The 25,618-nt window shown below is 37.3% G+C and carries 20 protein-coding genes and 1 tRNA gene; 11 read left to right on the top strand and 10 right to left on the bottom strand.

Going from position 1 to position 25,618, the window contains the following annotated elements; genetic code table 11:
• Positions 1-9: 9 nt before the first annotated feature.
• From A8L32_RS15320 to A8L32_RS15305, 4 genes are all read left to right on the top strand, one after another.
• The gene (locus A8L32_RS15320) at positions 10-2,424 is read left to right on the top strand and encodes a hypothetical protein (RefSeq protein ID WP_066631670.1); all 2,415 of its coding nucleotides are present in this window, start codon (positions 10-12) and stop codon (positions 2,422-2,424) included.
• Positions 2,425-2,431: 7 nt separating this feature from the next.
• Complete coding sequence (locus A8L32_RS15315) at positions 2,432-4,591, top strand: hypothetical protein (protein ID WP_066631668.1); 2,160 nt, start codon at positions 2,432-2,434, stop codon at positions 4,589-4,591.
• Between the two features lie 59 nt (positions 4,592-4,650).
• Positions 4,651-5,517: a family 16 glycosylhydrolase gene (locus A8L32_RS15310; RefSeq protein WP_075590928.1), complete on the top strand. Its 867-nt coding sequence runs from the start codon at positions 4,651-4,653 to the stop codon at positions 5,515-5,517.
• Positions 5,518-5,578: 61 nt separating this feature from the next.
• Positions 5,579-8,788 (top strand): glycoside hydrolase family 2 TIM barrel-domain containing protein, encoded by a 3,210-nt coding sequence (locus tag A8L32_RS15305; protein ID WP_066631664.1) that lies wholly within the window; start codon positions 5,579-5,581, stop codon positions 8,786-8,788.
• Between the two features lie 45 nt (positions 8,789-8,833).
• Here A8L32_RS15305 and A8L32_RS15300 read toward each other — a convergent pair.
• The 7 genes from A8L32_RS15300 to A8L32_RS15270 form a co-directional block, all read right to left on the bottom strand.
• A tRNA-Arg gene (locus A8L32_RS15300) sits at positions 8,834-8,907 on the bottom strand.
• A gap of 262 nt (positions 8,908-9,169) precedes the next feature.
• The gene (locus tag A8L32_RS15295; protein WP_066631663.1) at positions 9,170-9,718 is read right to left on the bottom strand and encodes a 2-oxoacid:acceptor oxidoreductase family protein; all 549 of its coding nucleotides are present in this window, start codon (positions 9,716-9,718) and stop codon (positions 9,170-9,172) included.
• A 29-nt stretch (positions 9,719-9,747) separates the two neighbouring features.
• A complete protein-coding gene (locus A8L32_RS15290; protein ID WP_066631662.1) occupies positions 9,748-10,512 on the bottom strand; it encodes a thiamine pyrophosphate-dependent enzyme in 765 nt (254 codons plus the stop codon).
• Positions 10,513-10,515: 3 nt separating this feature from the next.
• Complete coding sequence (locus A8L32_RS15285; protein WP_198931795.1) at positions 10,516-11,580, bottom strand: 3-methyl-2-oxobutanoate dehydrogenase subunit VorB; 1,065 nt, start codon at positions 11,578-11,580, stop codon at positions 10,516-10,518.
• 115 nt (positions 11,581-11,695) lie between these two features.
• On the bottom strand, positions 11,696-11,929 hold the full coding sequence (locus A8L32_RS15280) for a 4Fe-4S dicluster domain-containing protein (RefSeq protein ID WP_066631657.1): 234 nt from the start codon (positions 11,927-11,929) through the stop codon (positions 11,696-11,698).
• A gap of 189 nt (positions 11,930-12,118) precedes the next feature.
• Positions 12,119-13,435 (bottom strand): aminotransferase class I/II-fold pyridoxal phosphate-dependent enzyme, encoded by a 1,317-nt coding sequence (locus A8L32_RS15275; protein WP_066631656.1) that lies wholly within the window; start codon positions 13,433-13,435, stop codon positions 12,119-12,121.
• A gap of 71 nt (positions 13,436-13,506) precedes the next feature.
• Complete coding sequence (locus A8L32_RS15270) at positions 13,507-14,028, bottom strand: flavodoxin (protein ID WP_066631655.1); 522 nt, start codon at positions 14,026-14,028, stop codon at positions 13,507-13,509.
• A gap of 161 nt (positions 14,029-14,189) precedes the next feature.
• Here A8L32_RS15270 and A8L32_RS15265 point away from each other — a divergent pair, with 161 nt between their 5' ends.
• Positions 14,190-15,245: a hypothetical protein gene (locus tag A8L32_RS15265; protein ID WP_066631654.1), complete on the top strand. Its 1,056-nt coding sequence runs from the start codon at positions 14,190-14,192 to the stop codon at positions 15,243-15,245.
• Between the two features lie 200 nt (positions 15,246-15,445).
• A complete protein-coding gene (locus A8L32_RS15260; protein WP_066631653.1) occupies positions 15,446-15,829 on the top strand; it encodes a DUF1987 domain-containing protein in 384 nt (127 codons plus the stop codon).
• Positions 15,830-15,861: 32 nt separating this feature from the next.
• On the opposite strand, the gene cobA is transcribed toward A8L32_RS15260, so the two are convergent.
• Positions 15,862-16,635, bottom strand: coding sequence for a uroporphyrinogen-III C-methyltransferase (gene cobA, locus A8L32_RS15255; protein ID WP_066631652.1), 774 nt, complete (start codon positions 16,633-16,635; stop codon positions 15,862-15,864).
• A gap of 65 nt (positions 16,636-16,700) precedes the next feature.
• Complete coding sequence (locus A8L32_RS15250) at positions 16,701-17,528, bottom strand: SDR family oxidoreductase (protein ID WP_066631651.1); 828 nt, start codon at positions 17,526-17,528, stop codon at positions 16,701-16,703.
• Between the two features lie 134 nt (positions 17,529-17,662).
• Here A8L32_RS15250 and A8L32_RS15245 point away from each other — a divergent pair, with 134 nt between their 5' ends.
• Positions 17,663-18,541, top strand: a complete 879-nt coding sequence (locus tag A8L32_RS15245; protein ID WP_066631650.1) for an RluA family pseudouridine synthase — start codon at positions 17,663-17,665, stop codon at positions 18,539-18,541.
• A gap of 80 nt (positions 18,542-18,621) precedes the next feature.
• On the opposite strand, the gene A8L32_RS15240 is transcribed toward A8L32_RS15245, so the two are convergent.
• On the bottom strand, positions 18,622-20,679 hold the full coding sequence (locus A8L32_RS15240) for an acetate--CoA ligase family protein (protein WP_066631649.1): 2,058 nt from the start codon (positions 20,677-20,679) through the stop codon (positions 18,622-18,624).
• 221 nt (positions 20,680-20,900) lie between these two features.
• On the opposite strand from A8L32_RS15240, the gene hydE reads away from it, so the two are divergent.
• From hydE to A8L32_RS15220, 4 genes are all read left to right on the top strand, one after another.
• Positions 20,901-21,983 carry a [FeFe] hydrogenase H-cluster radical SAM maturase HydE gene (gene hydE / locus A8L32_RS15235; protein ID WP_066631648.1) on the top strand — a complete coding sequence of 361 codons (1,083 nt, stop codon included), beginning with the start codon at positions 20,901-20,903 and terminating at the stop codon, positions 21,981-21,983.
• 210 nt (positions 21,984-22,193) lie between these two features.
• Positions 22,194-23,729, top strand: coding sequence for a glucose-6-phosphate dehydrogenase (gene zwf, locus A8L32_RS15230; protein ID WP_066631643.1), 1,536 nt, complete (start codon positions 22,194-22,196; stop codon positions 23,727-23,729).
• A gap of 155 nt (positions 23,730-23,884) precedes the next feature.
• The gene (gene pgl / locus A8L32_RS15225; RefSeq protein WP_066631641.1) at positions 23,885-24,583 is read left to right on the top strand and encodes a 6-phosphogluconolactonase; all 699 of its coding nucleotides are present in this window, start codon (positions 23,885-23,887) and stop codon (positions 24,581-24,583) included.
• Positions 24,584-24,759: 176 nt separating this feature from the next.
• Positions 24,760-25,617: a toxin-antitoxin system YwqK family antitoxin gene (locus A8L32_RS15220; RefSeq protein ID WP_066631639.1), complete on the top strand. Its 858-nt coding sequence runs from the start codon at positions 24,760-24,762 to the stop codon at positions 25,615-25,617.
• Position 25,618: the final 1 nt, after the last annotated feature.

Below are 25,618 nucleotides of genomic sequence, written 5' to 3'. Positions count from 1 at the left end.
AAATACAAAATGGCTATAAAGTTTAAAATAATACTGCTTTTTATATTTTGGGTAAATCATGTGTTTGCACAAAAAGTCGGCGTTTTTTATGATGAAAAAATTCCGCAGTTCGAATTTGCCGCATCGGATATTAAAAAGGCACTCAATAGTCATGGTTTTAAAGTCGTATTGAAACCGATTGATGAACTTACTAAAAGCAAGCTGAGTTGTAATGTGGTTATGGCTTTAAAGTCAGATGTTAATGCTGTAGGTTTACTGGCATATAAAGGAGTCGACACAGCTAAATTTAGTAGATTGGGTGAACAGGCTTATGCATTGCGCACCACCAATGGAAACCAGCTGAACTATTGGGCTATTGGAGGCGATATTACAGGTGCCATGTATGGAGGCCTCCAACTGGCCGAAAATATTACTTTTAATGCTTTAGTAGGAACATACAATGAAGAAGATGCACCTTATCTGAAAAAAAGAGGCATTAAATTCAATATTGCTTTCGATCAAAACTCGTCGAGTTTCGATAGTGATGGTGATCAGGATAAGAGTAACATAAAAGATGTCTGGGATATGAGTTTCTGGAAATCTTACCTCGATGATTTGGCTCGTTATCGTTACAATACCTTATCATTTTGGACTTTGCATCCATTCACGAGCATGATTAAGCTAGAGGAATATCCTGATGTGGCAATTCAAGATGTAACAGATGGTTATGGTAATCTGGTCAAGAAAATGACCATCGATGAGAAAATTGCCTTTTGGCAGGAGGTGATGGAGTACGCAGACAATCGCAGTATTGATATTTTCTATTTTACCTGGAACATTTTCTTGGGCACTGCCGAAGGTAAGTATGGTATAACGCACAAAGGATCCAACGAAATATCGAAAGAATACATGCGTAAGAGCGTTAAGGAGTTTTTGTTAACCTATCCGCATGTTGATGGCATTGGTGTTACTGCTGGAGAGCGTATGCGCGATTTAAGTTTTGATGAACGCGAAAAATGGCTTTGGGATACTTATGTTATGGGCATTCTGGATGCTAAGAAAGTTCAGGAAAATCGTAAAATTCGTTTTATACATCGACATTGGAATACGGCAGTAAGTGATATAATGAGTCATTTCGAGGAATATCCCGATGCTTTTGAGTTCAGCTTTAAATATGCGCGAGCACACATGTATTCTAGTACTAATATCGAATTTGAAGATTTTTTATTAGAAGAAATGCCCGATGGAACCAAGTGTTGGTGGAATGTTCGTAACGACGATATTTTTCAATTACGCTGGGGTAACCCGGAATATGCGCGTAATTTCCTACTAGGCTTCCATAAAGATAAAACTGCAGGCTACCTGATGGGCTCGGATGGTTATACATGGGGACGGGTTTATTCCGACAAAGACCCAACAGTTAAGGGAAAGAACGAAATCACTAAACATTGGTACAATTTTTTAATGTGGGGAAGACTGGGCTACAATCCTGATTTACCCAATGACGTTTTTAAAAATCACCTTAAACTCAAATTCCCAGAAGCTCCAATCAATGATTTGTATTTAGCATGGAAAGCCGCTTCTGAAATCATACCTCAAACCACACGTTTCTCATGGAAAGATTGGGATGGCAATTGGTATCCCGAAGGATGCAAAAGCGGAAAATTTATCAACGTGAAGGGATTTATGGTTGGCCAAACCATGCAAGGAAGTGGCATTGTAAATATTGAGGATTATTGTCAGAAAAAACTCAATAATGAAACCATTACTGAGATTACTCCATTTGACGTAGCCAATAATCTGGAAAATTATGCCAGTGAAGCATTGTCATTAACTTCAGGTATAAAACCGAATGGTAATACTGAATTAAAACTTATTATTAACGATATTACTGCTTTTGCTCATCTTGGGAATTACTATTCTGAGAAAATAAGGGGAGCAACCGAATTGGCTTTATTCATGCATACTTCAAAACAAAAACATCAAAACAATGCCGTGTCTCATCTGAAAAAAGCCTTGATGCATTGGAAAAAATATGCCGAAAGATTAGACGCGGAATACACACCAAAAGTATTAGCTCGTACCGGAAAGTTTGACTGGAATCAACTTACAAAGGATGTTGAACACGATATAGAAATGGCCAAGAACTTTGAGAAATCGCAAATAGATATTGTGTTTGAGCATGTAAAGGATGGAGCGGTATATCCGGTAGGCACCGACTTAAAAGTTGAGCTATCTATAAACTCAACTCTTCCCGTTGTATTGGTTGGCCTGGTACCAAACGGAGAATATATTGGAGTTAAGAAAAGTCCTCCCTACCTGTGGGACTCGGAAACAACTCCTTCTTTTAAAAACATGAATACCGGCATATACGAACTTAAAGTACACGCCACCGACATTCATGGTGTTAGAGTAGAAAAAATAATAAGCATCACCATTAAATAGTCATCTTATGAAACCATTACTGTATCTCCTTTTATTATCCACTTTATTTGTGGCATGTAACTCAAAGCCAGAAAAAGTTCGTGTATTTATTGAATCTAAGCACCTACAAACAGAATTTGCTATTTCAAACGCTCAGGAGTTGTTTGGAACAGATGCTTTACTACGCGTTAATAATAAAGAGGAATCAGATGTAATAGTTTCGGTTGATGAGCTTCATGAGTCCCTCAACATAAAAGAAGAAGGATTTATATTACAGAAAACAAATGATGGAAAATGGGATGTCAAGAGTAAAGACCCCGTTGGTGCTATGTATGGTATTTTTGAAATTGCAGAGCAATTGTCCTTTGGAAAAAAGCTGGTTGAACTAAAAGATAAAGCAGTAAATCCATCTCTTAAAAATAGATTTGTAAAGTTTAATTTGCCTTGGAGTTCATACCGAACGGGAGAAGCTTTATCGCTGCATGAGGAAACGTGCAGAGATACGGTTTATTGGAAATCATTTTTGGATATGATGGCTAAAAACAGGCTAAACGTATTATCCCTATGGAATATGCATCCTTTTATGGATATGGTTAAGCTAGAAAAATACCCTGAGGCATCGTCGTTAAGTGATGAGGAATTATCTGAACGCAAAAAGTTCTGGAAAACACTATTTTCTATGGCCAAAGAGAGAGGTGTTCAGACCTATATTGTCAATTGGAATATCTTTGTTTCTAAGGAATTTGCAACTGCACATAAATTGCCTGGTTATAATAAAACGGGTTCGTTTTGGGGCGAGGGTTACAACTCCGAGTTAATTGAGGATTACACGCGAGAATGTGTAAAACAAGTCATCAATGAATATCCAAACTTAACAGGTATTGGTCTTACGCTTGGAGAAAGAATGGGCGGTATGACCAATGTGGAACGCAGAGATTGGGCCGACCGTACCATTATTGAAGGCATGCGAATGGCCAACCGTAAAGCTAAACTGCTTTATCGGGCACCTCTATCAGCAGGTTTATCTAGTCATGGCACCGCGGATAAAATAACCGAGGTAATCACACGCGAAACCTTAGATACACTGCAAACACCCATTGAAACGATTATCAGTTTTAAATACAACTGGTCGCATGGCCATTCTTCCGATAAGCTTTTTATTGTGCATGGCGGCAAACTAACGGACACCTACTGGAATCCTGTTCCGGATAATTATTCAATTTTATGGACGGTTAGAAACGAAGATTTTTTTGTACACCGATGGGCTGAACCTGATTTTGTAAGAAGCTTTATAAAAAATAATCTTAGTCAATCATATATGTCGGGCTGTATTATTGGTTCCGAGTGTTATATTCCTGCTAAAGATTATTTTTCGAACGAAGCGGGGCAGCAGCATTTTAACTATGCTTTCGAGAGACAGTGGTTATGGTATTCTATATGGGGTAGACTACTATACGATTCACAAGCAGACGACCAATTATTTGCACAGCAGCTCAATAAAAAGTTTGATGTTGATTATGGTGCTGACTTGTTAGGTACATGGAAAAATGCCAGTGCTTATTACCACCTTTTCTCTTCTTTTTATAAAGGAACATGGGATGCAACCTTGTATTCCGAAGCTTTTACTTCCATTATGAGAGGGCCAAATATCGAGAAGAATAAAATCGATATTGTAACCATGCAAGCATTGGGTAATCGTCCTGTGCTGGATACTACGCGCTATGTAAATATTGCAGATTACGTGCAACAAAAAGCTACCATACCTGAGGATATGATTACACCAGTTGAGCTGGTTAATATCTTACAGCAAAATGCGGATAAAATATTAGCCGATTTAAAGGTGTATCGAAATAAAGAACACAGCACTGAATTAGAAATAGAACTTTGTGATATAGAAGTGTTAGCTTATTTGCAGAAGTTTTTTGCGGAACGCATCAACGCTACAGTACTATTGGCCGAGCACCTATTAATAGGTGAGGAGCTTTCGGAAGAAACTATTAAAGAGCATTTAGATATCTCCATCGCACATTGGAGTATGATTATTGAACTGAAAGAACGCTTTAATAAGCAGCATACCCCTTATGTATTTAAAGAGGATTTGGATTACCATGCCTACTTAAAAACCTTACAGGAAGAGCGTAATAGTTTTAAAAATATCAAGGAGTTTTGGATTCACGATGTGAGGTAGCTGGTCATAAATTTTCTGGCATGATAGTCAACATCCTAAAGAAGAATAAAAATAGAAATATGAATAGTAATTTTTTAATTCACAGAGTAGTGCTGGCAGTGTTAAGCACAACTTTATTTTGTAGTACGCAATTGTTAGCTGGGCCACCTGATCCGCCTAAGGGTTTTAAATGGGTAGCTGTTGAAGAGCTGACCGATGAATTTGATGGCGACTCTTTAGATGCTTCAAAGTGGTACGATTATCACCCCAATTGGGATGGACGTGCTCCAAGCCAGTTTAAAAAAGGAAATGCTTTTGTTGAGAACAACCAACTATTATTGCGTTCAACATTAAAGAAGGATCCAAATACTGTAGATGATAAGTTCAAGGATATTTGGGTAAACTCTGCGGCTTGTGTTTCAAAAGAAAGAAGTGCCAAACCGGGTTATTATTACGAAGCAAGGTTTAAGGCTTCTTCCCTATCTATGACTTCATCATTTTGGTTTAGAGTGGGAGATTATAGCGAAATTGATGTAATAGAACATATTGGTGATCCATCTAACGACAAAAGAGATGCTGATTTGCCTTATGAATATCATGTAAATACCCATTATTACGGAAAACATAAAGGCATAAAGCGATTGGGTAAAGGATGGCAAATGCCTACGCGCGGCCGAGACGAATTTCATACCTATGGCTTAATGTGGCATGCCGATGGTAAAAAGCTGGAATTTTACCATAACAATGAAAAAGTGATGGAGGTTATTCCAAGGGTTCCATTAACGGAAAACCTGAAAATGATTTTTGATACAGAGGTTTTTCCATTTGCGACCGCAGGGGTAGCCAAAATTGGACTTCCTCTGCCCGAAAAGCTCAACGATAACTCAAAAAATACCATGTATGTAGATTGGGTGCGCACGTATAAGTTAGCGGAATCTGACAATTAAAAGCTCCTTTTTAAACGCTGTATCTCATTACTAAATTTATAACACAGAGAAACATTTTATCATGTATAAAAAAAATATTTTAAGTTTTATTATTGTCTCATTGCAGATGGTGCTGATAATACAAAATACTTCTGCGCAAGAGTTTTGGAAAGACAAGCAAGTATACACCGTAGGTACAGAGCCACATGCTTGTACTCATCATATCTTTGCAGATAAAGCTTCTGCTTTAGAGGGGGATTATAAGGAGTCGCCTTATTTTAAAAGCCTAAATGGTGATTGGAAATTTAATTGGGCAGAAACAGTTGTCGATAAGCCCGAAGGTTTTCATGAACCGTCGTTTAGTGTGGATGGCTGGGAAACGATTCCTGTGCCAGCATGTTGGGAACGACATGGCTATGGTGTTCCTTCGCATCGTGGACTTGGTATGCTGGTTAAGGCCGAAAAAATTAAGATACCTGCAGTGCCCCAAGATGATAACCATGTAGGAAGTTATAGAACTACTTTTGAAGTTCCTACCGATTGGAAAGATCGTCAAACACTGCTTCATTTTAATGGGGTATCAAGTGCTTTTTACCTTTGGATTAATGGAGAGATGGTGGGCTACGACGAAGATGCTATGACCAGCTCTGTTTTTGATATTACTTCTTACTTAAAAGATGGTAAGAATACCATGGCGGTTCAAGTATATCGTTGGACAACCGGGAGTTATTTTGAGTCGGGCGATACATGGACGTTCAGTGGTATCTTTAGGGATGTATTTTTACAAAGTCGTCCGAATGTACAAATCAAAGATTTCTTTTTAACATCTAATTTAGATGAGGATTATAAAGACGCTGAACTAAAGGCGGAAATCAAAATTTATAACAATAGCGATTCTGTTCCTAAGGGCTATAAGGTAAATGTTGATGTTTACGATGAGGCCGGAAAACTTGTTTCGGAGTCTGGAGCTAAAAGCCCAAAACTAGGATGGAGAATGGGCAACTTGGGTGCGGAGAGTATTTTGGAATATACAACTACACTAGAATCTCCAAAACTGTGGTCTGCAGAATATCCTAACTTATACACAGTGGTATTAACCTTACGCGATGCCAAAAACAATGTGATAGAAGTAACCCAAAGTCCTTTCGGTTTCCGCGAAATTGAAATGAAAGACTTACAGGTGCACGTGAATGGAAAGCCTATTAAGTTTAAAGGTGCTAATCGTGGAGAATCTCATCCTGAAACAGGAAAGACCTTATCTGAAGAATCCATGATTCAGGATATTTTATTGATGAAGCAAAACAATTATAATGCGGTACGTTCCAGTCATCACCCCAACGACCCACGATGGTATGCTTTGTGCGATAAGTATGGACTTTACGTGATGGATGAGGCTTTGGAGTCGCCTGATTATTTTATTCGTAATAATGGTTTGCCAGGTAGTGATATTGGCTGGATGGCTGCAGCTTTAGATAGAGCGGTGGCTATGGTAGAACGTTCAAAGAATCACCCTTCCATCATATTTTGGTCTTTGGGCAACGAGTCGGGTTATGGGAAAAATTTTGCTTTAATGAGTGATTATATTCGCCGTTTCGACCCTACGCGCCTGATATCGTATGATGGCAGAGAAACCGATTGTTGGGATGTGAAGGACTATTTCGATTTAAACAGTTCGATGTACCCATATATTGAGGACGAGGCCAGTCAAAAACATTGGAAATTGTTGAGCTTTTGGGCCGAGCCAAAATACAAAAAGCCATACATCATGATTGAGTACGCCCATGCTCAGGGAAATTCGCTAGGTAATTTTGCCGAATACTGGAGAGTTGTTGAAGATAATCCATCGTTTGTGGGTGGTTATATTTGGGATTGGGTTAACCAAACATATTATGAAGAAATGCCTGATGGTAGCCAAAGAGAAAGCCATCGCATAGATTATCACCCCATCGATAGTCTTCAAATTGATTCGGATTTTTCTAATATGGAGCGCCCTGGAGCAGCGTGTGCCAAAGGGGTTATTTTTGCTGATAGAAGCATTAAGCCATCTATGTTTGAGGTGAAAAAAGCACAACAGTATATAAGTATTGATGCCGATGAAAAGCAGAGTAATCTATTTCATATTAAAAACAAATACAGCTTTATAAATTTAAGTGAGTTAGAAGGAACGTGGAGCTTACTTAAAAATGGAAAGGAAATGAAGGAGGGGAGTATTCCTGTTCTTCAGCTACAGCCTGGAAAAACGGGAAAGTTTGAGTTAGCCTTACCGCAATTAGATGCTACGGCAGAATATGCCCTTCATTTCAGTTATAAGCTGAAAGAAGCTAATATTTGGGCTAAGGCAGGCCATGAGGTAGCTAAAGAGGAAATTGTATTGCAAAACTGGGTAGCTCCCAAGGCTAAAGCGAGTGGCAAAGTAGATTTATTGGAATCTACCAATACCATTACTGTAGCAGGAAAAGGTTTTAAATTGAGTATGGATAAATCAACAGGTATTATCACATCCATGTTATCCAATAAAAAAGAGTTACTGGCACAGCTTGGCGATATATCCGGGCCATCGCTCAATGTATATCGTTCGCCAATAGAAAATGATAAAAAGTTTTATAGCAAAAGTTGGAGAGCGGGAGCATTAAATCAATTAACGGAAAAAACCGTTTTGGTAGAGGCAAAGCAAATAGAGCAGACTCTTGTGCGCATTAAAACCATCAAGGAATTCAGTTCCGATTCAGGAAGTTTTAAACATGAATGTGTGTATGAAATTAGTGGGAATGGAAGTGTTAAAATGGATAATGTAGTTACGCCAACTGGCTTTGATGATATAACTTCACTACCACGTGTTGGTCTTAAATTAGGGCTTAAGGAAGGATTAGAAGAGGTGAGTTGGTATGGTCGTGGTCCACACGAAAACTATCCCGATAGAAATGAGTCGGCCTTCTTGGGAATTTATCAGTCCAATGCCAACGATTTATTTACGCCTTATTTAATGCCTCAGGAAAATGGTGCACGTTCCGATATTCGATGGCTTGAGCTTGGTTTTAAGAACAGTAAAAAGCCGTCCATTAAAATTGAATCGGATTCTTCTTTTGTTTTCTCTGCATTGCATTATGATGCTAGCGACTTAGACAAAGCCATCCGTCCAGAATACCTTAAAAAGCGTAAAGAAACCATTTTATGTATTGACGCTCAAATGCTGGGCTTAGGAAACGCCAGCTGTGGTCCGCCACCGCTACAGGCATATTTGGTTCCAGTAAAACCTTATACCTTTAGCTTTTCCATGAAACTAGGAAAGTAATAGAAATTAGAAAGCCGATAAATCAGTTGTTTATCGGCTTTAAAGTGATCCCGTCAGGATTCGAACCTGAGACCCTCTCCTTAGAAGGGAGATGCTCTATCCAGCTGAGCTACGGGACCATCCTTAGTGCTTTTTGTTAAAAGCGATGCAAAGATAGAAAAAAAATGTTTCCTGCAATAGAAAAGTAAAAAATAATTTAAATCTATTGTAAGTTTATTTTAGCAAGTCTTTATGGCCTATGTTTATTGGGATTGATGATGGTTTTTGTAGACAGGTGTATTTGCTTCGAAAATAGAAGTTTACTAAAGTATGGCTCACTTGGAGGCATAAAAAAGCCAGTCTTCAAAAAAGAAAACTGGCTTATAAAAATATTTGGTGTTTTTATACCTCTACAGTATTTACAATTTCCATACCTCTAGTAATTGCTTTTTCGTTCATCGGAATTAAATGATGATGTCGTTCAGGTAGGGATTTTTTAAGTCCTTCAATTACATTTTCCATTTTTACCACTGGCTTAACTTTTAAGAGTCCTCCTAATACAATCATATTAAAAGTTTTTATAGATCTCATTCGTGCTGCTTCTTCCGTAGCATCAACTCTAAAAATAGTGATATCCTTGCGGGTTGGATGATGACTAATCCCATTGCCATCATATATTAATGTGCCACCTGGTTTAACTTGCTCCTCAAACTTATCCATAGATTGTTGGTTAAGTATGATGGCAGTGTCAAATTCGTGTAAGATAGGAGAACTAATCCTCTTGTCACTAAGGATAACAGTTACATTGGCAGTGCCTCCTCGCATTTCAGGTCCGTATGATGGCATCCAACTAACCTCCATTTCTTGCATTACACCTGAGTAAGCTAAAATTTTACCCATTGAAAGTACGCCTTGACCACCAAAACCAGCTATAATTATTTCTTCCGTCATTTTTAAATCATTTAAGGTTTCTACGAAAACTATTCATCTTTCATATCGCCAAGTGGATAATAAGCAAACATATGCTCCTCCATCCATTTGTTGGCTTGTACGGGTGACATTTTCCATCCCGAACTACAAGTAGAAACAACTTCAACCAAAGATGTTCCTTTGTTGGCTTGTTGATTCTCGAAAGCTTTACGTAGGGCTTTTTTAGTTTTGCGAACATTTGCTGCTGTGTGAGCAGATTGACGAGTAACATAACAAGTTCCTGGTAGTTGCGCTAATAATTCAGAGATCTTAATTGGCATTCCATCATGGCTTGTATCACGCCCTGCAGGACAGGTAGATGCAGGCATTCCAGGTAAGGTAGTTGGAGCCATCTGACCTCCAGTCATACCATATATGCCATTATTGATAAATACCATTACAATGTTTTCGCCTCTGTTACATGCGTGTATTGTTTCAGCCGTTCCAATGGCGGCTAAGTCACCGTCACCTTGGTATGAGAATACGTTTTTATTAGGTAATAATCTTTTAACAGCTGTAGCTAATGCAGGTGCTCTGCCATGCGCAGCTTCTTGCCAATCGATGTCTAGGTAGTTGTATGCTAAAACAGCACATCCTACAGGAGCAATACCAATGGTAGTTTCCTGAATACCCATTTCATCAATAACTTCAGCAATTAATTTGTGCACAGTTCCGTGGGTACAACCAGGGCAATAGTGCATTACATTATCTAAAAGAACATCTGTTTTTTTATAAACAAGATTTTCGGGTGATATGATTGTATTTGTATCTGCCATTGCTTATTCTCCTATAATTTTTTGTTCCAACGCCTCAACAACTTCTCCAGGTGAGTGCATAATGCCACCAAAACGACCGTAATGCTCAACAGGAACTTTACCGTTAACCGCTAATCTTACGTCTTCAACCATTTGGCCTGCACTTAATTCAACAGATAACATACCTTTTACCTGTTTAGCAAGTTCTTGTAATTCCTTTACAGGGAAAGGATATAGTGTGATAGGGCGAAGCATACCGACTTTGATGCCTTTGGCGCGCGCTATTTCAATAGATTTTTGACATATACGGGCACTTGAGCCATAGGCAACAAAAATATAGTCTGCATCGTCACACATGATTTTTTCAAATCTCACTTCATTTTCCTCAACCTCACGATATTTTGCTTGTAATTTATGATTGAAATCTTCTTGCACACTAGCATCAAGCTGAACGGAAGTGATTACGCTTCTTTCGTCGCCTTTCTTCTTTCCCATGGTTGCCCACTTGTGATTCTGCTCTATATATTCATCTGTCCAGCGTGGCTTAAATTCGTCCAACTCTACTTTTTCCATCATCTGGCCAATAGCACCATCTGAGAGTATCATAACTGGATTTCTGTATTTAAAGGCTAAGTCGAAAGACAACTCAACAAAGTCAGCCATTTCTTGAACAGAGGCAGGAGCAAGAGTAATTAATTTGTAATCGCCATGTCCACCACCTTTTACTGATTGAAAGTAATCGGATTGAGCCGGTTGTATGGTGCCAAGTCCTGGACCACCTCTTACAACATTAACAATAACACAAGGAAGTTCAGAACCTGCTAAATAAGTTAATCCTTCCTGCATTAAACTTACTCCGGGGCTAGATGAAGAGGTTAATACTCTTTTTCCACATCCTGCACCACCATACACCATGTTAATAGATGCTATTTCGCTTTCGGCTTGTAGAACGACCATGCCGGTCGATTCCCAAGGTCTCTCAGCCATGAGGGTTTCCATTACTTCTGATTGGGGAGTAATAGGATAGCCAAAGTAACCATCCGCACCACAACGGATAGCAGCATGGGCAATTGCCTCATTACCTTTCATTAATTTTAGTTCTCTCATTTGCTAAAATTTATTCTTTGTATTATTGCTTAACCAGTGAACGACGAGAGTCTTGTGTTAGAGGTTGATGCAATAAAATTCTTTAATTAATTATTCACTAAACAGTAACCGGCTTAGCTCTATAAACAGTAATACATGTGTCAGGACAAACAATTCCACAACTCGTACAACCAATGCAAGCATCTGGATTTTCCATGTACGCATAATGGTAACCTTTACCATTAACTGCATCTGCTAATTTAATTACCTGCGTAGGACAAGCTGATACGCAAACGCCACATCCTTTGCATTGTACAGTATCAACAACAATCGCTCCTTTAGCTCTAGCCATAATCTTGAACGTTTTTATAATTTAATCGCAATTTATACAAATATGCCATTTATACTTATGATGGTGATCATACAAAAATCCTGATTTATTGCAGGGCACAAACAGGTGCTGTGCAACATTGTACATCTCCAATTGTATGGCATTTTTTCAATACATTTACTACTATTTTTCCCTTTTTGCGCAGTGCAGTTAGCAACTTTGCTGAAATCTTTTTAATCGATCTTCCAACTCAGCAAATCTGCTTTGTTCTGTTTGCGAAACACAAGCCCTTAACCCTTCTATTTCGCTACCTGTATTTTTTAATGCAATAGCACTTACTCCGTAATGTAATAACTTTTCGAGTAATTGTCCTCCAGATAAACCTGGATAAGCTATTGTAAAATAAAAACCGTCGGCTATGGGTTCATCAATATCTTTGTCGTAAACAATTGAAAAGCCATATTTTACAAATAAGCTCTTCATTAATTTTGCCCTAGTACCGTATTCTTTTACCTCTTCTAAAAAATGATATTTCCCTTCACATGCCGCTTTGTAAATTGCTGCAATAGCATACTGAGCCGAGTGACTGGAGCCCGAAGATAATGAATATAATATTCTTCCAATAATAACATGGCCAAATTTTCCTTTGCCAAACCTTAATTTTAACGATTCAAAATAACGGTTGAATAGTTCGTTGGAAATACACATGGTTCCAATACGTTGTCCTGCATAGCTAAAAGTCTTTGAGCTAGATATTAAAAGAATATAGTTGTTGGTGTATTTAGCAACAGTTGGCTGAAATGGGGCTTTGAACGGAACAGATAGGTCGGTTCTAAAATCCATAGCAAAGTATGCCAAATCCTCTATTACTGTAGCTTCGTACTTGGCGGCGAGCTCTCCAATAATTTGTAGTTCGTCCTCATGAAAGCAAATCCAGGTAGGATTATTGGGGTTCGAATATATAATGCCACAAATATTATTGTTCCAAAGATAACTTTCCAGCTTCTCCCTTAAAGCTTCCCCTCTGTGATGATAAACATCAAATGTTTCGTATTTATACCCTAAAACATTAAGTTGCTGTTTTTGCACCGGAAAGCCTGGGTCAATAAAAAGAAAGGTATCCTTATCGGGGTTGATGTTTTTGATGGCCATAAAGGCTGCATAGCCTCCTTGCATAGAGCCTACCGTTGGTATACATCCAGCTGGGGCTATATCAATATCCATAAAAGCTTTTACAAAACGACTGGCTTCCTGCTTAAAAGGTTTTACACCTTCGAGCATAGGGTATTTTGAAGCCACTCCTTTTTTTAGAGCTTCTATTTCGCCTTGAACACCCACTTGTGATGGTGGTAAACTCGGAACGCCCATTTCCATTCTGATGAACTTCGTTTTGCTGCGTTCCTCAATTTTATTGACAATATTAACCACCTCTCGAATAGTCGCTTTTCCCAAATCATTGATGCTTTGTTCCTTAATTGCTTGTTTTACGATTGTCTCGCTGATAATGGTGTTGGCCGTTGTTTTCATGACAATTAAGATTATAAGGTTCAACAATAAAGGAAAGAGGCGTGTTGTTGGTGAGGATTATCCTCTTTAGCTTAAAACCCTTCCTTTTCGAGTTCCACTAGCCATTTTTTTACACGTTGTTCTGATTTCTCTGGTTCGTTATCTTCATCTAAAGGAAGGCCAACAAAGTTACCATCGATAAATGCCTCAGAATCATTAAAATCAAATTCATCTGGAGAAACAAAGCCGACTACCTCAACTTTTAGCGTAATGAGTTTTTCGAATAACCAGCCAATGGCATCCACAAAATGGTCGGAGTAATTAATTTGGTCTCCAAGTCCGTAGATAGCCACTTTTTTGCCTGTCCAATTAACCTTATCTAAATTTGGAAAAAACACATCCCAATCATCGTCATCATGTTCCGAATCCCAGGTTGTTCTTCCCAGCGTAGAGATTCCAAATATTAATTTGTCGTAATTATTAAGTGTTTGCACAGGGCAATCTTTTATAGCATGAAGGTCGGCTCTGGATTCACCTAATTCGTTATGCATTATTTGGGCTATTTTACTTACACTTCCTTTTTTAGGGCCGTAAAAAATTCCGATTTTATTCATTGATAAGATTTTTGATTTGCGAAAGTTTCTGTCTGATACAATCAAAATTCCAACTTTATCTGCACAAAAACAATAACATTTCTCATAACTAAAGTTTCTCTTCCTATTTAAAAGAAAATATTGTTGGATGGTGAGTTCTAATTAACTTATTTTGCGAGCAAATGAGCAGAGTAAAAAAGAAGAAATCAAAAACCAAGTCTTATATATGGTACGCTATTTTAATTGTAATGGCAGTTACCATGTACATTTACCTTCCTTCGGTAGAGTGGCTAATGTCTCAAATGAATTTAGCTTTGCAGATTATTGTAACTACTATTATTGCTAGTTTTCTGGGGAATTTAATAGAAGAACGTAATTGGACGGGCTTAGTGAAGATATTTGCGTTACCCGTTACTCGGTGGGCACATCTACCAGCTGTTTCCGCAGCAGCATTATTGACCTCATTTTTCTCTATGGTGAGTGCCAATAGTATGCTTGTTTCTGCTTTTGAGGATGGTAGATTAAATAGCCTTCAGCTTAGAGTAAGTGCTATGTGTACTTCATTTATGACCTACATATATCATAATCTTAAAATTATTTATCCAACATTGGCTGCTTTAGGAATTGTAGCTGTTTGGTATTTTGGCTTATTAATTGGGATTGGTTTATTAGTGGTGATTATAGCTTTATTGATAGCTAGGTTCAATGGAAAAAAAAGAGAGTATGCCGAAGTTAAATCTATGGAGCAAGAAGTCAAAGAAAAAGAGACTTGGAAGAAGAGTTTAAAGAAGGTGACTAAGAAAACCATCAGAATATCAAAGAGAATTACGATTGTGTCGATACCTATGTTTTTATATTTTTCTTTTTTAAGTAAGGTAGGTGTTTTAGAAATTTCTGATAATCTTATTCCTTTTGAGTCATATCGCTCTTATTACCCTAGCCAGGCTTTGGCTGTTGTAGGAACAATGTTGGGAGGAATACTTAGTGCGGCAACTGTGGGTGCTGGTTTCATAAGAAGTGGAGAGCTACAAAATTCTCAGGTTTTGTTGGCTTTGCTAACAGGTAATGCCATTTCTCTTCCTATCCGAAGTATACGACGAAGCTTACCTGCTGCAATGAGTATTTTTCCTGCAAAAGAAGCTGTGAGGATTGTTTTGTTGAATCAAGGTAGTCGGTTAATAACTAATATTGTACTGGTAATGTTACTGATATATCTCATGTCTAAGGGGTTTATTTAAACCTTATTTAACATCTTACGTATAGTAAGATGAAATCCCTCTTCTTTCGTGTATATACTGATATGAAAGCGAATTAATTGTTGTTTTAACTATTAGTTATATTATAATAAACTAAACAAAAAGTTAAAATAGATTTATTTGATATGTTTTATGTTTATAGTGCAGTACTTTTGCATCTGATTAAATAAAAACTAGAACCCATGACTTTAACTGACAATTTAGTGCTCAACTCTACAGAAACTACTCCTGAAGTTAAATTTAATTGTGGTAATGGAGAGCTTGAAATGAATGGTGTATTATTGCCATTAGATTGTGATGCTTTTTTTAATCCTTTGTTAAAATGGTTAGAGGCGTATATGTCTAAACCAGCTTTGGTTACTAAACTGGCGCTTAAGCTTGAGTATATGAATACACGAGCTTCAAAATATTTGTTTCAAATGCTGAAACGAATGAATGAGCACCTGTCAAAAGATAAAAAACTAAGTGTTAAATGGGTTTACGATAAAGATGATTTAGATATGCTTGAAGCTGGAGAAGATTTTAGTGCCTTAATTGATTCAGAGTTTGTATTTGTTGAAGCATAAATAAATCCAATAATCTTTAGTGATTTAGCGAATTATGATATGTCATGATTCGCTAATTGATCTATATCCTCAATAACTGGGTCAATATTCTGTCCAATTATAATAACAGTAGGCATAGCTAAAGGAGTTTCTTTTAGCTTAGTGGAAAAGTTTTCTAAGTTGCCAAATAGCATTTTCTCATCAGGATACGACACTTTTGATACTGCACAAATAGATGTTTGAGGAGAAACCCCATTGTTAATCATCTTTTCGATAATTACATCCAGATTGTTTAAACCCATATAAATCATTACAGGAGTTCCTAAGGTAATCATCGTAGATATGGCATCGAACTGTTTTAAGTCTCCATCTAAAGTTGTGCCTGTGCAGAATAATAAAGTTCGGTTGATGGAACGCTCTGTAATAGGTATTTGACAATTGTTAGCTGCTGCCAAGCCTGCCGTGATGCCAGGTACTAGCTCATAATCAATTTTAGTTTCTCTTAAAAAACGAATCTCTTCAATGCCACGTCCAAAAATTAAAGGGTCACCTGTTTTTAATCGCACCACTTTCTTTCCTTTTTCGTACAAGTCTCTCATTAAATGGTTTATTCTAACCATTCGCTCTTCCTGACTTTGTTTGTCTTTGTACGTTTTTCCAACGTAGACTAACTCGCACCTTTTAGGTAGCATATCTAAAATTTCCTGTCCCAATAAAGCATCGTGCAACACAACATCGGCTTGCAGTAAAACTCTATGAGCTTTTACTGTTAATAGGTCTGGATCTCCAGGTCCAGCACCAACTACATATAATCTGTGCTTTTGCATTTATTCGGAAATTTTAGGATTAAGATGCGGCAAAAGTAGTTGTTTTACTTTAGCTAGCAATAGTTTTAAATAGTTTCCAATGGGTTGTTATATATAAACTGATACTGTAGCTTGTTCTTTAGTTTCTGTATGTCAATTAGTTTGTAATTATTTTCGGTGGATGAAATAAATTCAGGTTCCGATAATCCTGCTTTTTGAGCAGCCAGTGTATAAAACTCTTTACGGGTGGGATGTTCAGGAGCGCAAGCATTAAAGGTTTCTTGCCAAATATCTTTGCTTATAATGGACTCGATAATGCCAATACAATCATCTCTATGAATTAAATTCACTGGTACATTTCCATTTTTTAAAGCCTTTCCGCCTGCTAAAAATCTACCTGGATGACGATCGTAACCAATTAATCCTCCAAACCGAATTACTGTAGTTTCAAACGAGTTATTTTGTAACAGTAGGTTTTCAGCTAAAATAAGGGCTTTCCCACTTTCTTTTTCAGGAGGAAGTGTATTTTCTTCGTTTACAGAAGATTGGGTGTTGGGGTAAACCGATGTGCTACTGATAAATATTATTTTTTTTACACCATTTGTAATGGCCGCTTTTGCTAATGCTTCTATTTGTTGGGGGTAATAAGTAGCTATGTCATTTCTTCTTCGCGGAGGTATGCACGAAATTAAGATTTCACTTTCAAAAAATGAAATGTCCGCATCCTTATTTAATTCAGGAGTAAAACCAATCTGATAAGGTTTAGCTCCAAGGTTCAAAATAGGTTCTAAATGTTCAGGAGTATGAGCAGAACCTTTTACGTTATGTCCTTTTTTTACAAGGGATTCTGCCAAAGCAAGACCTAGCCATCCACAACCTAATATGGAAACTGTTTTAGATAAATTGTCATTCATATTTTATCCTCTGTTTTTTATAGAGACCATTTTAATAGGGACAAACTTAGTTGTTTTTTGTTTTTAGAATAAGGTTTTGTGGTATCATATTAAGGAATAACAATAACTTTGAGCTTTATGGTATAAGGTAAAATATGTTGGAAAAGCACAAAGTGTTAGAAAGTATCGTTGCAGAAAAACAAGAGAATAAAGTTAGACTTTCGGATTTTGTTCTGGGACGCTTTGTATCTCTCGTTTCAAATAAATCGACTAAAAAAGCAGTGAAGAACGGTTTGGTTTGGGTGAATGGCCAACGAGGATATAGTGGAGATTATATTGCTGGAGGAGAACATATCGAGTTGATGCAAGGTGAAGAAAAGAAAAATGTACCTCAATTAAATTTAGAGATTGAAGTGTGTTATGAGGATGAATATTTAGCGGTTGTAAATAAACCTGCAGGCTTATTGGTGAGTGGTAATAAGCATAGAACATTAGAAAATGCATTATCAAGCAATCTGCTGCTTAGTCAAGAGACTGATGCATTGCAACGGCCAGAGCCTATACATAGATTGGATTATCCAACAAGTGGAGCTTTATTGATAGGAAAAACTAAACAAGCAGTTTTAGCTTTAAATAAAGTATTTGAAGAACGTTCTATTACCAAAAAATATGTAGCGATAACAGTTGGGAAGCAGGAAGAAAGTGGTATGGTGGAATTAGATGTTGATGGAAAAAATGCGAAATCATCTTATCGTTTGCTTAATGCGGTTACGTCCGAACGATTTGGATTTTTAAATTTAGTAGAGTTAACTCTTTTTACGGGTAGAAGACACCAATTGCGCATTCATATGCAATCCATAGGTAATCCTATTTTAGGAGATGCTGAATACGGTAAAGAAGGACAGGTGCTGCAAGGAAAAGGCCTTTATCTTCATTCCCATTCGCTGGAATTTACTCATCCATTTACCAACAAAACCTTGAAGGTAGAAGTCAATCCTCCTAAAAAGTTTAACAAGTTATTTTCGGCGGATTGATAGAGGATGCTCCATTAATTCCAATATTTAAAACTCCCTGCTGCGCGTTGTCTTCCAAAGGCAGAACAACCTCTTTACTGTTACTTCTCTATACGAACTCTAGCATCAACGGCAATAATTTTGTCTTTGGCACCGAGTAAAGGATTAATGTCGAGCTCTTTTATTTCAACCGCAAAACGCAACATAGTAGATAAACGAACAATGATAGAAGCAAAAGTATCTATGTCAACACCTTCTTGACCACGGATGCCTTCCAAAATTTTCTTTCCATTTAGTTCCGATATCATATTTAAGGCCTCTTCTTGCGATAATGGAGCCAAGCCTGCAGATACATCTTTCAATACTTCCACAAAAATACCACCCAAACCACATAAAATAACATGTCCAAATTTAGGTTCGTACTTAGCTCCAATAAACAATTCTGTTCCACTAAGCATTGGCTGAATGATAACCCCTTCAAAACCTTCTATCTTGCTCATTCGCTTGAACTCGCTTTTCAGAAATATTGGTCCGTTAATATTAAGTGATACTCCACCAACATCAGACTTGTGAATAGGCCCTACTACCTTCATAACAACAGGGAAATCTATTGATTCAATAGGGGCCGTAAGTTCTTTTTCAGTTTTTATCAATAGTTCCGAAACCATAGGAATGTTGGCAGCGGCAAAAAGCTCTTGAACTTGATTTGGTTTTAAATAACCATCTCCAAAACCTGCAATCATTTTTCTAATAGCGGGAATATCCACCCCTTTCATTTGAATGGATTCCTTTGCAGGCTGTATGGCGTTGTGCACTTTAGTTAAAGCATGACCCAGCATTACTTCATCAGGAAAATTAATGTTGCCTCGCGATAAAAAATATTTAATATCATCATCGGCATTTACCACAGAGGGTAATATAGGATATATGGGTTTTTTACAAGTTCTCATTTTTTCGTGAAGTACATCATAAACCTCACGCACAGGAAACAAACCAGGACTTCCAAAGATAACGGCCATCGCATCAATGTGATCAAAGTCTTTTTCGCATGCATCAATAATGTCACCTAATTGTTCAGCTGTTCCTGTAGCCAAAAAATCAATTGGGTTAGCAACACTAGAGCCTTCAAATAATTTACTTTGTAGTACTTGAGCTTTCGTTCCTTCTATGGTAGGTATATTAATGCCTCCCTGCGAAAGTGAATCAGTAAGCATAACGGCTGGCCCACCTGCATGAGTAATAACGGCCATATTATCACCCTTAAGCTCTTTGGCCATAAACACAGCAGCTACGGTGGCTAACTCTAATCTGCCGTAGCAACGTATAATACCAGCCTTTTTAAACAGGGCATTTACAGCCGTATTAGAACTAGCCATAGCACCTGTGTGGCTAGAAGCTGCTCTCATACCAGCCTCCGAAGTTCCTGATTTAATGGCAGCTATTTTACATCCTTTATTAACCAAAGAATTAGCATGATGCAATAGTTTGTCAGGATCTTTAATGCTTTCTATATAAAGTAGCTTAATTTTGGAGCTTTTATCTGGGTCGTAAGTTTCATCTAAATATGCCAAAACTTCCTCTACACCTGTTTGTGCACTATTACCAACAGAAAATATACTATTAAACTTTAAACCTAAAGCTACTCCCGTTTCTAAAATAAATACAGCGGTTGCCCCAGAGCCAGAAATAAAATCGGCACCATTGGGGTCGAGCATTGGAATGGGTTCCGTAAAGATACTATGATGGTTAGCGTTAATAAGTCCAACGCAATTAGGACCAATTAAGCATCCACCAACTTCATCAATCGTTTCTACAATCTCTTTTTCGTATTGAGCACCTGCTTCATTTTCCTCTCCAAAACCAGCTGAGATAATAATAAATGCTTTGGTATTTTTTTCTTTAGCTAATGACTTAACAACGGCAGGACAAAGCTTTGCAGCTATCGCAATAACAGCTAAATCAATATCTATAGGTAAATCACTAATGGTGTGATATGATTTAACGCCCTGAACCATTTCTTGTTTAGGGTTAGATACAAAGATTTCGCCTCTATAGCACTCTAAAATATTATGAAGTATTTTACCTCCAGGTTTTTGTAAATCATCAGAGCCACCAACAACTACAATACTTTGTGGATTAATCAACTGTTCGTTAATCATATCAGGATATTTATTTACATATACGATTGATGTTCAAAATTCATCATTTTAATGGGGGATAACAATGAAATAAGTCAGGACTACAAATAAGGAAGCTAGACTTGAATATGGTAATGATATGGTTGAAATTGATAGGTATGGAGAAATAGCAGTTTATATTCGGGTGTATTTTTCTATTTTTGCATCAGAATACTTAAAAGAGGATATAACAAACAGGGATAATGCAAGACATTCAAACTATACTTGATAAAGAGACATTAGAATTTAACGATATTGTTATTTTGCTTAAAACAGAAGGCGAAGAGCAAAAAATGTTGTTTAAAAAAGCGCAGGATATTCAATTGAATTATGTTGGAAAGAAAGTGTTTTATAGAGGTTTGGTGGAGTTTTCTAATGTGTGTTCTAAGAATTGTTTGTACTGCGGTATCCGTAAAGATAATAAGGATGTTGAACGATATAATCTGGAAGACGAACATGTTATTGAGGCGGCTAAATTTGCGCACGAAAATAACTATGCCTCTATGGTTTTGCAAGCGGGTGAGCGAAGCGATGAGCATTTTATCGAAAGAGTAGACCTGCTACTAAAAAGAATTAAAAAGGAAACCAATGGTGAGTTGGGCATCACTATCTCCTTAGGTGAACAAAGTGAAGAAACCTATAAAAAATGGTTTGAGAGTGGAGCACACAGGTATTTGTTGCGAATTGAATCTTCTAATAAAGTATTGTATAACCAAATACATCCAAATAACGACGAACATGATTTTGAAAGCCGTCTGAGTTGTCTGAAAAACCTCAAGAAAGTAGGGTATCAAACGGGAACAGGTGTGATGGTTGGATTGCCTTGGCAAACTTTTGAGGACCTTGCCAGAGATATCTTATTTATGAAGGATTTTGATATTGATATGTGCGGCATGGGGCCTTATATAGAGCATCAGGATACGCCATTGTATGAGCACCGTAATGTTTTGTGGCCTATTAAAACAAGGTTTTCTGTGACTTTAAATATGATTGCTATTTTACGTATTGTAATGAAAGATATTAATATTGCAGCAGCAACAGCTTTACAAGCCATTGATCCTATGGGGCGGGAAAAAGCTTTACGAATTGGAGCCAATGTAATTATGCCTAATATAACACCTACGCTTCATCGTAAAGATTATCAGCTGTACGAAAATAAACCTTGTACAGATGAGGGTGCTGAGGATTGCGGTAACTGCTTGAGTATGCGCATTGAATTAGCAGATAGAGAAGTAGGCTTGGGCGAATGGGGTGATTCCAAGCATTTTGCCAATAGAAATAAATAATACTTTATTAACCTTTTAATTAAGTAGGGTATTTACTACTATTACATCTTATAGTTCGGGTATAGTTGCTTAACTTTAGCCCTTAATTCCTTGAATAATGATAGCTTTTTGTTCAACCTTTCAGCCATTGGTTTGTTAGAAAAGGAATGTTTTAAGGGTTTAAACTATTAAAACCCTGAGTTTATATTATCCTGATAGAAAGATAGAATCATGAAGATACCTAAGAACCATATACTTGTTATTTTTGGCGCATCAGGCGATTTAACCTATCGCAAGCTTGTGCCAGCAGTTTTTGACCTATACGACCAGAATGTTTTACCAGAGAAGTTTGCTATTCTGGGTTTGGGAAGAACAGCCTTATCGGATGAGGCCTTTAGAGAAAAGATGAAGGAGGGCATCGAGAAGTTTGCTTTAAATAAAAAGGATGCTTCAGTAACAGAAAAGGTAAATCAGTTTTTAGACAAACTATATTATCACGCGTTTAATACCAAAGCCGAAGAGGAGTATGCGGGTTTAAAAGACAAGCTATTTACTTTAGATAGTCAATTAGGAACCGACAAAAACTTTATCTTTTATTTGGCCACACCGCCAAGTATGTATACGGTTATTCCTTGTCATTTGGCCAAGCATGGTTTGAGTAGTGAAGAAGATGGTTTTAGAAGATTAATTGTTGAAAAACCTTTTGGTTACGATTTAGAAACGGCCAATAAGCTTAACGAGAGTTTGTTGAAGGATTTTGATGAAGAGCAGCTGTATCGAATTGACCATTACTTAGGTAAAGAAACGGTTCAAAACTTATTGGTTACTCGTTTTTCTAATGCCATTTACGAACCACTTTGGAATCGTAATTATGTGAGTCATGTAGAGATAACTTCTTCTGAAAGCATTGGCGTGGGTAATCGAGGTGGATACTACGAAGGATCAGGTGCTTTGCGCGATATGGTTCAGAATCACTTATTGTTATTGGCAGGGTTAGTGGGTATGGAGCCTCCTGCATTGATAAATTCAAACAGCATTCGTAACGAAATAGTTAAGGTGCTTCAGTCTCTTCGTCCTATTAAAGAAGAGGATGTGGAAAAATATGTGATAAGGGGCCAGTATGTAGGCTCTACTGTAAAAGGACAAGCTGTAAATGGTTATCGCGAAGAGAATGGAGTAAATCCAGAATCACGCACAGAAACCTACGTAGCCATGAAGTTTTTTATTGATAATATGCGATGGGGCGGAGTGCCATTTTATATTCGTACAGGTAAAATGTTGCCTACCCGAGTAACCGAAGTGGTTATTCACTTTAAACCAACGCCACATCACTTGTTTGCCAGTAATTCGGCCATTGCTCAGCAGCAAAATCAGCTGGTTATTCGAATTCAACCTGATGAAGGTTTGTTGCTTAAGTTTGGTATGAAAGTTCCAGGAGCGGGTTTTAACGTGCAGAATGTAAATATGGATTTCCATTATTCTGAATTAGCAGATACCTACTTACCAAGTGCATACGAGCGCTTATTACACGATTGTATGTTGGGTGATTCTACCTTGTACTCAAGGGGAGATGCGGTTAAGGCTGCTTGGGAGTTTGTGAAACCCATTCAAGAAGCCTGGAAGAATAATGACCAAATTAAAGTGCATGGCTACCCAGCAGGTACTTGGGGACCCGATGTGGCAGATGATTTAATTGAAGAACCACACCTAACTTGGCGTTACCCTTGTAAGAATTTGGCCAATGATGGCAATTACTGTGAGTTGTAAAAAGTACAAAAGATAAGGGTATTCCGATAATAAATAAAGGCCCTAAAGGGGCAAAAGAAAGAACCTAGTGCATCGCCCTAGGTATACTGAGATATAAATCGGCGCAATGATAATTGAATTTTGTGCTGAAATCCCACCAAATAATAATAAACAACATGAACATTGAAATATTTAACTCCAAACAAGAACTTGCTTCATATTTTGGAAAATTACTCAAAAAAAGAACAGAGCAGAATAATAAAGTTAGTATTGCTCTTTCGGGAGGAAGTACACCCAAAGCTATCTTTGATGAGCTAGCCGCAAAATATGCTGAGATCATAAACTGGTCTAATGTGTTATTGTTTTGGGGAGATGAGCGAATTGTTCCCCCTACCGATGAGCAAAGCAATTATAAAATGACGGTAGACCATTTACTTTCCAAGGTTAATATCCCTGAAGAAAATGTATTTCGTGTCAAAGGTGAGTTATCATCCGAAGAGGCCTGTGCTCATTATGAGGATTTATTGTCGCAAAAACTAAATGTGGTTGATGGAATTCCTCAATTTGACATTATGCTTTTAGGTATGGGAGATGATGGACATACGGCTTCTGTTTTTCCTTATGAGATTGATTTATGGGATGCCTCAAGCAATTGTGTTGTGGCAACTCATCCTGACTCAGGACAAAAACGTGTTTCTTTAACAGGAAGAATTATTAACCACGCTAAGAATATTTTCTTTTTGGTTACTGGCGAGGGCAAAGCTGAAAAGCTAGATGAAATAATTAATGCCAAAGAAGGTTATAAACAATATCCTGCAGCCCTAGTAAAAAATCCGATTTGGTTAATGGATAAAGCTGCGGCAAGTATTCTGTAGTATAATTATCTAAGATTCGATTAAAATTTAAAAGTTGATAATTATTATGCTGATTTGTCGCGATAACTTTTAAATTTGCCAAGTAGCTGTTTTTAATATTATTTTTTGATTCTTCATGATTAAAATGAAGCATAAATAAGCAGCTTCTCGCATTCATTATCATCAATAAAATCGTTATGAGGTTCGTATTATTTGTTTTATCATTTTTCTTTTCCATTACATGTGCTCAAGCGCAAGGGACAGATGTTTTTGGCAATAGTGTGCCATCGCAGCAAAGTTCTAAAGTTAAAAAAGCACCTGCTCATCATAACCAAAAAGATGAACAAGGGCGTAAGCAAGGATATTGGGTAAGAAGGTATAGTAATGGTAAGCCAGCTTATACGGTTACATTTAAGGATGATAAACCTATTGGAGAGATGACGCGTTTTTATTTTAATGGAAATAAGCGCGTAGTGGTAATTTATGATGAAAACCAATATGGTAAAGCAGATCTCTTTGATGAGAAAGGAAAACTGAGTGCCAAAGGTTTTTATAAGGAAACTCAAAAAGATAGTGTTTGGCAGTTTTATTCTCCAGAAGGTGCTTTATATACCACCGAATTTTATATAGATGGAAAGAAGAATGGTATAACTTCTCACTTTTTTAAACGCGGTAATGTAGCTGAGGAAATAGAATGGAAAGAAGATATAAAGCATGGTGTTTGGAAAAAGTATCATGAGAATGGTCAGTTAAAAATGACCTCGTCTTATGTGGATGGAAAAATTGAAGGTGAGTATATTGTTTTCTTTCCAGATGGAAAATTAGAGGTGCAAGGTAAATTCGAAAATGGATTAGAAGAAGGTACTTGGGTCATTTTTAATCCATCAGGAATGGTGGCCTACAAAATTGACTACAAAGAAGGAAAAATATTAAACGAGGACGAATTCGATGAAAAGCAACAAAAGTTATTCGATGAATTCGAAAAGAACAAAGGTAATATTAAAGACCCTGAAGAGTTTAAACACGATCCTGATCAATACATGAGAGGAATGTAAT

The organism is Labilibacter marinus, from assembly GCF_001659685.2.
GTDB lineage: Bacteria > Bacteroidota > Bacteroidia > Bacteroidales > Marinilabiliaceae > Saccharicrinis > Saccharicrinis marinus.
The sequence above is the reverse complement of the archived record's forward strand: the minus strand, read 5'-3'. Positions and strand labels throughout refer to the sequence as shown.